The sequence below is a fragment of the Bacteroides sp. AF39-16AC genome (assembly GCF_003602735.1).
Taxonomy (GTDB): Bacteria; Bacteroidota; Bacteroidia; order Bacteroidales; family Bacteroidaceae; genus Bacteroides; species Bacteroides uniformis.
The window spans coordinates 78,574-91,209 of record NZ_QTLN01000018.1; the positions used below are offsets into that span (position 1 = coordinate 78,574).

The 12,636-nt window shown below is 48.0% G+C and carries 9 protein-coding genes; all 9 read right to left on the bottom strand.

The window, feature by feature from the left end; all coding sequences use genetic code 11:
* Positions 1-80 precede the first annotated feature (80 nt).
* Positions 81-2,645 carry a glycosyltransferase family 1 protein gene (locus DW039_RS14710; RefSeq protein WP_117964506.1) on the bottom strand — a complete coding sequence of 855 codons (2,565 nt, stop codon included), beginning with the start codon at positions 2,643-2,645 and terminating at the stop codon, positions 81-83.
* 30 nt (positions 2,646-2,675) lie between these two features.
* Entirely contained in the window at positions 2,676-4,337 is a 1,662-nt protein-coding gene (locus DW039_RS14715) for a glycogen/starch synthase (RefSeq protein WP_005827398.1), read from the bottom strand.
* Positions 4,338-4,632: 295 nt separating this feature from the next.
* Positions 4,633-5,052: an ATPase gene (locus tag DW039_RS14720; RefSeq protein WP_005827396.1), complete on the bottom strand. Its 420-nt coding sequence runs from the start codon at positions 5,050-5,052 to the stop codon at positions 4,633-4,635.
* Between the two features lie 33 nt (positions 5,053-5,085).
* Positions 5,086-6,912 (bottom strand): V-type ATP synthase subunit I, encoded by a 1,827-nt coding sequence (locus tag DW039_RS14725; protein WP_005837367.1) that lies wholly within the window; start codon positions 6,910-6,912, stop codon positions 5,086-5,088.
* A complete protein-coding gene (locus DW039_RS14730) occupies positions 6,909-7,514 on the bottom strand; it encodes a V-type ATP synthase subunit D (RefSeq protein ID WP_005827391.1) in 606 nt (201 codons plus the stop codon). The genes DW039_RS14725 and DW039_RS14730 overlap by 4 nt, the downstream gene beginning before the upstream one ends.
* Positions 7,515-7,634: 120 nt before the next feature.
* Entirely contained in the window at positions 7,635-8,960 is a 1,326-nt protein-coding gene (locus DW039_RS14735) for a V-type ATP synthase subunit B (protein WP_005827389.1), read from the bottom strand.
* A 140-nt stretch (positions 8,961-9,100) separates the two neighbouring features.
* Entirely contained in the window at positions 9,101-10,855 is a 1,755-nt protein-coding gene (locus DW039_RS14740) for a V-type ATP synthase subunit A (RefSeq protein ID WP_005837368.1), read from the bottom strand.
* A gap of 19 nt (positions 10,856-10,874) precedes the next feature.
* Positions 10,875-11,714: a DUF2764 domain-containing protein gene (locus tag DW039_RS14745; RefSeq protein ID WP_005837370.1), complete on the bottom strand. Its 840-nt coding sequence runs from the start codon at positions 11,712-11,714 to the stop codon at positions 10,875-10,877.
* A gap of 16 nt (positions 11,715-11,730) precedes the next feature.
* Entirely contained in the window at positions 11,731-12,321 is a 591-nt protein-coding gene (locus DW039_RS14750) for a hypothetical protein (protein WP_005827382.1), read from the bottom strand.
* Between the last annotated feature and the right edge of the window lie 315 nt (positions 12,322-12,636).

The following is a 12,636-nucleotide window of genomic DNA, read 5'->3' on the forward strand; positions in this document are numbered from 1 at the left end:
CAATCATGCAGATGATATCTTTTATCTGAACAGATAATGTGTTCCGCCATATCCGCAGGCACATTATCTTTTTTATGCTCTTATACGAACCAGCGAACGTAGCAGAAGTCCTGACGGTGAGGCAGGTCTGCATTCTTCGGGAACATACGGTAAGAAACCTTGAAGCTACCCGCATTTTCCATCTTGTGCTTAGCTTGGAAAGTATAAAGGTTACCTTCTTTCTTCACTACATTGAACGGTTCTACGGAGTAAACATGCTGTTTGCCATCCTGAGCCGTATAAGTAGTCACCAGTTCCAGACCGATAGCATCGTTCAAGCCCTTCTCGTCGATAACATAAGTAATGGTGTATTCCTTACCGCTCTCGATGGAGCCTTTCACCAGGTCTTCGGTCTTTTCGCAAGACACCACTTCAATGCTGTCCCACTTCTCGGCAACTTCTTCCTTCCAAGCAGCTATTTCCTTAGCCTTGGCACAACCGTCGGCAGCCAGCATCTTGAAACGTTTGGCCTCCTTGATGTAGAACTTGTCGTAATAGTCGTCCAGCTGACGCTTCATTGTATAGTGGGGAGCAATCTGTGCGATGGAGTTCTTGATAGTCTTCACCCAACCTTCAGAATATCCCTTCTTGTTGCGTGCATAGAACAACGGCAGAATTTCTTGCTCAAGAATGCTGTAGATAGTAGCGGCATCGAGCTGGTCCTGATGTTCCTGGTTCTGGTAAGTACGCTTTTCGGTCAATGCCCAACCGGCACCTTCACGATAGCCTTCCAACCACCAGCCGTCGAGTACGGAGAAGTTTACAACACCGTTCATCAACGCCTTTTCGCCGGAAGTACCGGATGCTTCGAGCGGACGTGTCGGAGTGTTCAGCCAGATATCCACACCTGAAACGAGGCGACGTGCCAACTGCATGTCATAATTTTCCAGGAAGATAATCTTGCCCAGGAACTCCGGACGACGGGAAATCTCAATGATTCTCTTAATCAAGCCCTGGCCGGCACCATCGTGCGGGTGAGCCTTACCGGTAAAGAGGAACTGTACCGGATAGTCGGGGTTGTTCACAATCTTGGCCAGACGGTCGAGGTCGGTGAACAGCAAGTGTGCACGCTTGTAGGTAGCGAAACGGCGTCCGAAACCTATCAGCAGAGCGTTCGGATTGATTTTGTCCAGCAGGGAAACGATGCGTGAAGGGTCACCCTGGTTCTTCAACCAAGTTTCACGGTATTGCTTGCGAACATAGTCAATCAGTTTGTTCTTCATCACCATGCGCGTCTTCCAGATTTCTTCGTCGGACACGTTATAGATAGCCTCCCAAATCTTGGGGTTGGACTGGTCGTAGAGGAAGTTCTCATCAAAATGCGCAGCATAGAGATGTTTCCACTCCGTAGCGCTCCAAGTGGGGAAGTGTACACCGTTGGTAACGTAGCCCACATGGCTTTCTTCGGGGAAGTAACCCTTCCAGATGGAAGCGAACATCTCCTGGGAAACCTTTCCGTGCAGCCAGCTCACACCGTTCACCTCCTGAGAAGTGTTGCAAGCGAATACAGACATACAGAAACGTTCACCCTTGTCGCCCGGATTGTTACGTCCGAGGTCCATCAGGTCGTCCCAGCTGATACCCATTCTTGAAGGATAGCCGCCCATGTACTTGCCGAAAAGGCCTTCGTCGAAGTAGTCGTGACCGGCAGGAACCGGAGTATGTACAGTATAGAGAGAAGAAGCACGTACCAGCTCGATAGCCTGGTCGTAAGTCAGACCTTCGGCCACGTAGTCACAGATGCGCTGTACGTTGATTAAAGCAGCATGTCCTTCGTTGCAGTGATAGATATCTTTCTTGATGCCCAGCTTCTTCAGCGTCAGAATACCACCGATACCGAGCAGGATTTCCTGCTTCAAGCGGTTTTCCCAGTCACCGCCATACAGCTGGTGAGTGATGGAACGGTCGAACTCGCTGTTCATTTCATTGTCAGTATCAAGCAGAAAGAGAGAGATACGTCCAACGTTCACTCTCCACACATAAGCATGCACGTAGTAGTCCAGATAAGGAACATCCACTACCATCTGCTCGCCCTTCTCATCCAATACACGGTCGATGGGCAACTGGCCAAAGTTCTGTGCCTCGTAATTGGCAATCTGCTGGCCGTCCATAGACAATGTTTGTGTAAAGTAACCGTAGCGGTACAGGAAACCGATTGCACACAAGTCGGCGTTGCTATCGGAAGCTTCTTTCAGGTAGTCACCGGCAAGTACACCCAGACCGCCGGAATATATCTTAAGTACATGGCTCAAACCATACTCCATACTGAAATAAGCCACGGACGGGCGCTTGCTGTCAGGCTTCACATCCATGTATGTGCGGAACTTGGAGTATACGTCATCCATTCTGCGCAGAATAACTTTGTCATTTGCGAGTGCCTCGAGTTTAGCATAACTCATACGTTCCAGCAGAAGTACGGGGTTCTGTCCCACTTCTTTCCAGAGAGCAGGGTCAAGGTCTCTGAACAGTTCGGTGGCTTCATAATTCCATGCCCACCAGATGTTATGTGCCAGTTCAGACAGTTTCTCCAGTTCGGCGGGAATGTGCGATTTCACATTCACATCTTTCCAGTTAGGAGTGTTTACATTACTAACTTTAATCTTCATTGTATGATAACTAATTGATTAATAATTCTTTTATTTTAGTTGACGCTTCATGGCATTGCGCAGTGCAATGTCGTAAGCCTCGTAATAATATTGTATAAAGTGCTTCCACAAAGCCTGCTCTGCCACCTGGCCTGCACGCTTGCGTATTTCCTTGATTTCGGCTTCCGTCTTGGTAGAGAACAAGGCTACGGTGTCCTTGATGCCGTCTGCCACTTCGGAATAGTTATAGTCCGAACGGTGCAGCACTTCCACTCCGTCGTTTATGCCATGCTGGTTTTTCAGGCTGTTCACCCAAAGTCCGAAACCGGCAAGGTCGGTGGTGATGGTAGGCACCCGGAAAGCCACGCTCTCCAGCGGGGTATATCCCCACGGTTCATAATAGGACGGATAGACACTGAGGTCCTCGCCTAAAATCAAGTCATAATAATGCTTGTTGAGGATGCCATCGTGACCATCCTGATAGCAAGGTACAAAAATTACTTTCACCTTATCTTCGGGACGATTGCCCATACCGAGGTATTTCAGCATATCCAGCACCTGGTCGTGCGTCATATTGTGCAGCCAGTGGGTGATGAAAGGACACTGCAACGGTTCGGTGAACTTATCTTTGCTCTTCAAGCGCTTCTGCAAGTCCTCGCGGGGGTCTCCCACCCAGCTGGGCACGTTGACAAACGCCAATACTTTCTTCTTTAAATCTTTATCGCGGTTCAGCCGGTTCAATGATTCCAGGAACACATCGATACCCTTATTTTTGAACTCATAGCGTCCGCTGGTACCGATAATCAGCGTATCGTCGCCCAAGTCCTCACCCAGTAGGCAGTTTGCCACACGCAGCATGGTGGAACGGGCACGTTTGCGCTTGCCGGTAAAGGTGGCGCCTTTCGGTACAAAATCATCTTCAAAACCGTTCATCAGCACAACATCCGCAGGCTTGTCAAGCAATTCCCTGCATTCGTTGTTTGTGATTTCGCTCACAGTGGTGAAACAGTCCACATAGTGGGCCGTCTGCTTTTCAATGGAATGTTTGGACTGCATGTTCAGCTCCTCCGCCATCTGGTCGCCGTTGTAGGCGAAAAGATAATCGTAAAGCGGCTTGTTGTTGCCAGCTATGGAGCGGCCGATGGACGTGGCATGGGTGGTGAAGATAGTCCCTATCTCGGGAACGGCAGACTGAAGATAGAGGGCGGCCATGCCGGTCATCCACTCGTGTGCCTGGAACACCACTTTGTCCGTTTCCGTCAAATTATAGCGATAGAAGCTCTCTATCACCTTGCCGGTAGCGAAAGCAAACATGGATGCTTCGTCATAATCACCATATCCATGCAGTGAATCCACCTGATAGCGGTTCCACATTTCTGTATAAATCTCATTTTTTTCTGCAAAGAACGGTTGGAAATCAACCAATATAACAATAGGTTCTCCCGGAATGTTCCAGCGACCTACGCGGACGGAAAGATTGTCTTTCAACGCTGCATGTTTTTTCCACGCTGCACAAAGGTTATCAGACTCAATGAACAAAGGGTTCTCTTTTCCCTGCCAGAAATCCGGCCCTATAAAGAATAATCTATCGCGAAATTTAGTCTGTAAAGTATTTGCCCTTGTAGACAAAACTGTATAGATACCGCCTACTTTATTACACACTTCCCAACTCGCTTCGAAGATGTAATCGGGGGTAAGTAGTTCTTTAGTCATATTATGTTATAATCTCTTTATCTTAATTACGGCTGCAAAAGTACGTATTATTCTTTGAAAAATAGCCTTTTAATCGAAAAAACTGATTAAATATGCATAAACAATCGTTTGCGGAATGTCATAGTTTAGCCACAAAAGCCCCATTGACTCGCCCATCCATGCTTTTTTCGTCTAAAATTCCCGAAGTTTCAAAAAAGAATTCCTGGAGTTTTCAGTTGAAGCCCCAGGAATTTAAATAAAAAAACCCAGGGATTTCAATTGTAAATCCCTGGGGTTTATTTTCTTATAATCCGGATTATACCATCAATGCAGCTACCAGCGCCAAAATAGCGTAGAATTCAGGAAGCGCGGCGTAAATCATTGTATTGGTCTGTACGTCGTGTCCCTGGGAGATACCCACAATACCGCTAGCACAAATCTGTCCCTGACGGATAGCGGAGAACAGACATACCAGTCCGACACCCAATCCGATGCCCAGCATCAAAGGACCGTCTGTCGCAAAATCCCTGCCCATAGACATCAGGAAAGCCACGAAACCGTAAAGTCCCTGCGTAGCCGGAAGGGCTGACAAAATCATATAACTTGCTGACTTGGAAGGGTCTTTCTTCAACGCACCTTCTGCCGCACTACCGGCGATAGTTGTACCGAAGCAACTGCCAATTCCTGCAAGGGCCAACATCAGGCCCAGACCGAGATAACCTAAAATTTCATTCATAATGTTTCTATTTTTATTTGTTTTTTAATTTGTTTATTTCTTTACTACTGTAAAAGGTTTATAGGCTTCGCCCTTACCTTCGTAACCGGAATTCTTGAAGTATTCCACAAATGTCAGACGGAGCGGGTGTACAAAGGCACTCAGACAAGACATGGCGATATTCAGCGTATGCCCGAATATCAGTATCAGTCCGCAGAACAGCCAGCCCAGGGCAGGTCCTGCCGCATCGTTCACCATGAAGGCAAGCTGATTGAACACGCCGCCAAGCATACCGCCTGCCAGACCGAGGGCATAGAGACGGATGTAGGAAAGTATATCGCCCATCAGTCCGGTTGCCATGTTATAGGTATCCCATACTCCGGCACCGATGTTGACAAATACATTCCGGTGGATATTGTTCAGCAGGTAGATACCGATGGCGGAAACACCGCCAATCACGATAAATGCCCACGTAGACACGTCTTCCGAAATTATTTTGAAGAAGGAAAGTCCGCCGGTGCAGATAAATCCCACCACCAGCAACAGCCATCCCCAGGCACTGAGCGACTCCTTGAAGCCGAAACGAACGGTCTGTCCCACGGCCTTCACCGTCATGGCAATGCAGATGTGCACCGCACCGATAATCAACGCCAGCAGCATTTGCTTGTCATAGGTAGTCTCACCTATCTTACCCACAATCATGAATTCCTTCAGTTTGGCGGGTATCTCCAGGTCAAAGAGGCTTACACCGAAGAAGGTTCCCAATATGACACCGATGACGGACGTAAATATACCCAACGTAATCACCAGGTTCATCATGCCTTTCATGGACTTGGACATCTTCCTTTTCAAAATGAACCCGAGTGCAATCAGTACCAGACCGTAGCCCGCATCTCCCATACAGAAAGCAAAGAAGAGCGAGAAGAATGGCGCAAGTATCGGTGTCGGGTCGAACTCGGCATATTCGGGCATACCGTACATTTTGGTAAGCACTTCGTACATGCGTGTATAGGCGTTGTTTTTCAGCTTGATGGGAGCATTGTCCTCGCGCTTGGCAGCCCTTATCTCATAATAAGTGCCGCTTTCATCGAGAAGTTTCCTCACATCCGCCTCGCAGTCTTCGGGAATCCAGCCTTCCATCAACACTACGGCACCTTCTGCCATATGTTCGCTGTTCAGCTTGACTTTCAGCAGGTCTATCTCTTCCTGGAGCTGTAGGTTGTACTTCTCCAACGTGCAGTAATTCGCTTTGCAGAATTCTTTCAATCCGGCATGTGCCTGCACAAGGGCCTCTTCCGTATCGGCTTTCTTCCGGCTCAGTTCGGAGAGGCTGAGTGAAGGCAGACGGAGCGGTTCCACATCCAGTTCTACCGGTTGGGGAGTGACGGTCACGAAATAAAGATGTCCGCCGTTCTCTTTCACCACGATGGCATTGTAGTCCTCTGCCCACGCTTCGTTATAGTCTTTCTCCGGGCAGGTATAGAACTGCACGAACCAACCAGCATCTTCCAGCTTGCGGATGGCTCTCCAATCGAAATCGCCCCAGACTTCCATCTGCGCCACATCCTTGTCGATGCCGGGAATCTGCTGGTTCAAGTCTTGTATCCGCGCCTGCAAGTCCTCGTAGAATTTCACCAGAGCATCGGCCGACAACTCTTTATGCACCTTTTCTTCCGGCTGTTTGTCTGCCAGGGTGTGCATGCTCTGAAGCATATTCTTGTAGAGCGTACGCTTCTGCATGAATTGCTGCAAGGTGTCGTCCATCTCGCCGCACTGCCTTTCCACAACGTGCACCACGCCCAGTTCCCGGATTTGTGCCAGAAATGCTTCGTACTCCTTATGATACACAAGGAACGTGAGCTTCTTCATTTTCGTAATCATGCCTCTGCCTCCTTCCTTTTCTCCTGATGGGATTTCATGATTTTCTGCGATGACTTGGAAAGGTTCTCCTCGTCTTCCATAAACCGCTTGATTTTGCGCAGAGCATCCTGATAACCCGGAATCTGTACTTTCTCAAAAAGATTCACCTTCTGGGTGGTCTTTTTACGCGCATGTTCCAACAAGTTCAACTTGGCAACAGTAAATTCACGCTCGATGGCAGTATGTGCCAGTGACTTAAGCAAATGCAGCCCGTCTGCATACCATTTGGGCGCATTGAACAAGCTGTAAGGGCGTATCTCGAAATCTACATTCTCGAGCAACGGCACCCGTACACCGGCAATCTTCTTTACACCGAGATGAACATCGCTGACCTTTATCAATGAAGCGTCGAACTCATTCCAAAGGGCGAACATGGCTTCGTAAGCTTGGATTTCCTTTTCCAACCTCGCGTCCAACGCGGCAGCGTCTCCCTTGCAGCGCTTCACTTCCATACGCAGGGCACTCTCCTTATTCTTAATAATGGGGAGTGTACGCACGCGCACCTTCAGTTGCTTTTCGAGTTGCTGAAGCGAGGTTTTGTTATATTGAAACTTAATAGCCATTTTATTTACGATTTAACGATTTACGATTAGACGACTGAAGCTACTCAATTTCTCAATTTACAGATTTACAATTTCAGTAATATCAATCGTAAACCGTAAATCGTCTAATCGTACATTTATTTAGTTTGCTTTCGGCCAGAACTGGTCCACAAGCTCTTTCTTGATATTCACCTCTTCCGGACGGAAATACTTGCCGAACAGACTCCATGCCACATCGAGCATCTCTGTGGTATCGAGGTTGACATCGATGGCCAGTAGCTGGTTGGAGTAGTCCTTGGCAAAGGCAAGGGTACGTTCGTCGTAGTTCGTCAGGTCGAAACCGTTTTCAAGCTTGGTTTTGGCGTTGGCGGCATCGGCGTACAGACGTACGGCGGCATTCATCACCTGCGGATGGTCCTTACGTGTCTTTTTGCCCGTAACAAGCTGTTTCAGACGGGACAAGGAACGGAACGGGTCAACGATAACCTTACCGATGTCGCTGTCACGACGGAGGAACAACTGGCCTTCCGTGATATAACCCGTATTGTCGGGCACGGCATGCGTAATGTCGCCACCGGACAGAGTCGTCACCGCAATAATCGTGATGGAACCGCCGCTTGGGAACTGCACCGCCTTTTCGTATATCTTCGCCAAGTCCGAATAAAGGGAACCCGGCATGGAGTCCTTCGAAGGAATCTGGTCCATACGGTTGGACACGATGGCGAGCGCATCGGCGTAGGAAGTCATATCCGTCAGCAGCACCAGCACCTTTTCATTATTGTTTACAGCAAAATACTCGGCCGCCGTCAGTGCCATATCCGGAATCAGCAGACGCTCTACCGGAGGATTCTCGGTGGTATTCATAAAGCTGACGATACGGTCGAGCGCACCGGCATTGGAGAATACGTTCTTGAAGTAAAGGTAATCATCGTTCGTCATACCCATACCGCCAAGGATAATCTTGTCAGTCTCCGCACGCAGAGCCACATTCGCCATCACCTGGTTGAAGGGCTGGTCGGGGTCGGCAAAGAACGGAATCTTCTGTCCGGACACCAGCGTATTGTTCAAGTCGATACCTGCAATACCGGTTGCAATCAGTTCCGAGGGCTGCTTACGGCGCACCGGATTCACGGATGGACCGCCAATTTCCACCTCCTCGCCTTCAATGGCCGGACCACCGTCGATGGGGTCGCCAAAGGCGTTGAAGAAGCGTCCGGCAAGCTGCTCGCTCACTTTGATTGTAGGAGCCTTGCCCAAGAATACTACCTCTGCATTGGTGGGAATACCTTCCGTACCCTCAAACACCTGCAAAGTCACTTCGTCGCCGGCAATCTTCACCACCTGGGCCAGCTTGCCGTTTACGGTCGCCAACTCGTCATACCCCACTCCGGTTGCCTTCAGCGAACACGTAGCTTTCGTAATCTGAGTAATCTTGGTATATATTTTTTGAAATGCTTTTGTTGCCATCTATTTATTTACAATTTAGCAATTTACTATTTACTATTTAAATCTCTGCCATCCTATTCTACTATTTTCCTATCTACAACCTCCGTACACCTGCATCCGCAAGGCAAATAGTAAATTGTAAATAGTCACATAGTACATCCTTAGGCTTTACGTTCCTCAACCAGTTCCTGCAACTGCTTATGGAACTTGTCGTATTCTTCCGACTTAAACTTCGAGTAGTTCATCTGCTTACAGATGTTAATCATTTTCTTGAAGTAATCCATTACTTCGTTGAAGTTGTCGAACTCAAATTCTGTATGACAGATTTCTATTACCATATTCAGAATCTCCTCCTGACGCTCCATCGGGGTCACGGCATCAATTTCATCAAAGGCATCCTGCTGCAGAATAACGAAGTCAATCAATTCCGATTTCCAGAAAGTCACGTGATACTCTACGGGCACACCGTCGTCACCCAAGATGTTGATTTGCTCGGCAATCTCCTTACCACGCTGCAAACGGGTCTTGATTTCATTCACCTTGCCAATCCACTCACCGTTGATGTGCTTGGTGATATACTCTTCAAATTCAGGGTATTCTATATATTTGGAATACGAGTCAATCGGGTTTACGGCAGGATAACGCTTCTTGTCGGCACGGTCTTGCTCAAGGGCATAGAAGCAGCGTGCCACCTTCTTCGTATTCTCGGTTACCGGCTCCTTCAAGTTACCACCGGCAGGCGATACCGTACCGATGAAAGTAATGGAACCGGACTCGCCGTTGTTCAGCTTCACATAACCCGCACGGCCGTAGAAGTTGGAGATGATGGAGGACAAGTCCATCGGGAAGGCATCGGGACCGGGCAACTCCTCCATACGGTTGGACATCTCGCGCAATGCCTGCGCCCAACGTGAAGTGGAGTCCGCCATCAGCAGTACCTTCAATCCCATGCTTCGGTAGTATTCTGCAATCGTCATAGCCGTGTAGACAGATGCCTCACGGGCAGCCACCGGCATGTTCGAAGTATTGGCAATGATAATCGTACGTTCCATCAGCTTCCGTCCCGTATGCGGGTCAACCAATTCGGGGAATTCTGTAAAGATTTCCACAACCTCGTTGGCACGCTCACCGCAGGCAGCGATGATTACGATGTCCGCTTCCGCTTGTTTTGAAATGGCATGCTGAAGCACCGTTTTTCCAGTACCGAACGGACCGGGGATAAAACCCGTACCACCTTCCACAATCGGGTTTACGGTGTCGATTACACGCACACCGGTTTCCAGCAATTTGAAAGGACGCGGTTTTTCCTTATAGTTGGTCATGGCGCGCTTCACGGGCCATTTCTGTATCATGTTCACCCGGATGTCATTACCTTCGCTATCCGTCAGCACTGCAATGGTATCCTCAATGCTGTAATCACCTTCCTTTGCAATTGATTTCACGGTGCACACACCTTTCTGTTCAAAAGGCACCATGATTTTCAGAGGTTGGAAGTTTTCGTCCACTTGTCCCAGCCAGGCAGCGGCTTCCACTTGGTCGCCCACCTTTGCCAAAGGCACAAAATGCCATTTGCTTCCTTTATCCAGCGGATAGGTATATTGCCCGCGTTTCAAGAAAACACCGTCCATCTTATCGAGGTCGTTTTGCAGACCGTCGTAGTTTTTCGAAAGCATACCGGGCCCCAGTGTTACTTCGAGCATATGTCCGGTAAACGCAGCTTCGGCCCCCACTTTCAGTCCGCGGGTACTCTCAAATACCTGCACGTAGACCTGGGTACCTACTACCTTAATCACCTCCGCCATCAACTTGTCTCCTCCGGTCGAGATATAACAAATCTCATTCTGCGCTACCGGTCCGTCGACGACGAGGGTCACCATGTTGGCTATTACGCCACTAACAGTTCCTTTTGTTGCCATATATTTTTAGTTGTTTATTTTATCTGAATTCTGCGGGTATCTGCACCTCGTCTTTCAAGGCAGCGATAATGCTGCGGAACAGTTGGTTACCCTTCTCTTTATCCAACGAAATCCACCGTTCTATCATCTCCAGCTGTAGCAGGAAGACAAACAGACGTTCCACGGTAAAGTAATCGAAGAATGTGGCCTCCTCCATCCAGTCCCAGCGAAGCTGGTCCAGTTTCTTTTCCCGGTCCACCAGTTCCTCCGTCTCACTGATTTTCACCAGCTGCTCCAGATAATCCACCTCAGTACCCAGACCGAAGTCACGGGCATTGGAAGTACGCAGAGCCTCGCACACTTCCGTATCACCCACAATCAGCGGAGCAATGTCCAGCTTGAACTTACGTGCTGTGAGCGCCACCAATATATTATTGAGAGTGAGGTTGAAGCCAAACCAGGAAGACACAAACTGATTCCTGGATTCCATAGCATAGGCGTAATAGAGCGCTGCCAGGCGGTCTTCATACAAGAAACCGTCCTCGGCAGGCAGGCTGAAGTATTCGGAAATGAACGTAGAGAGATAAGATGGGAATACACTGTCAGAGACTTCGTCGCCATCCTTCAGTTGTGAGATATATTCCACCAGTTCCTCCGACGAATAGTTTCCGCGCGGGTCGATGGCAGCATCCTTATCCTTCAATAGTTTCAAGACATTCGCATTATCGAATTTCAGATAAAACAAATCTATCAACTTTTTATCATCTTCCGACAAGGCAGGATATAGTTCCGTCTTGAAATCGGCTACTGTATAGCTCAGTTTACTGTCTTCCAGAGTAAGTTCAGGCAAACCGGCTACCAAGTAATAGTATTTACTCATAATCCTGTGGGAGTTTTTAGAACAGCATTTCCACTAATTGCGGACGCAGGAATTCCTTGAAGTAATTCATAAATTCTTCTTCGCCGAAGTTCACCTTGTACGAACCATCGGCAGGCGATACGGAGAACAAGGTTTTGATGCCATTCACTTGCTCAATCTTCACACCCTTGTCCAGCAGGTCTTTCGCCTTCGCTGCGAAATATTTTGTCAAGCCTTCCGCATCGGCAGTAGAGATAACGATTGGTTCGTTCACACTCCATTTGGACGCCAATGCAACGATGAAGGCATTAAGATAATCCTTGTTTGCAGCAAATGCCTTTACATCTGCATTCACAATGTTGTCCGTCACCAACGTAGCGATTTCGGACTTCAGAGCATTCACAGCCTGACCGGCAAACAACTTTAATTCAGATTTTGTATTCTCTGCCAGTTCATCGGCAGACTTATGAGCGGTAGCCACGATAGAATCCGCTTCCTTGTGAGCATCCTCTATAATTCTCTTGGCTTCTTCCTGAGCTTTTGCGATAAGTTTCTGTGCCTCTTCGTTTCCTTTCTCTACGCCTTCGCGGTAGATCTTATCGGTCAGCTCTTGAATCTTGTTTTCCATATTTGCAGGAGTTATTATATGATTTATATTACAATATTAATTGCGTGATTTTTTCCCTTCCTATTAGATTCACGCCAAATTTACAAAAATCCATTTGATATTGAATAGAAAGAAAGGAAGAAAAGTTCTTGCTCTTCCAAAAAAAACTCATTTTACACCAACTTTGTTCTGTAATGATAACAAAAGAATGACAAAAGAAGCAGAAAAATACGTATGCAACAACGCATGACAGGGATTAAGGGGAGCAGTTCCGGAGGTATATAAACGAACAAAGCCTCCGTATCCTTATCAGACACGGAGGCTTCTTCTGAAAAC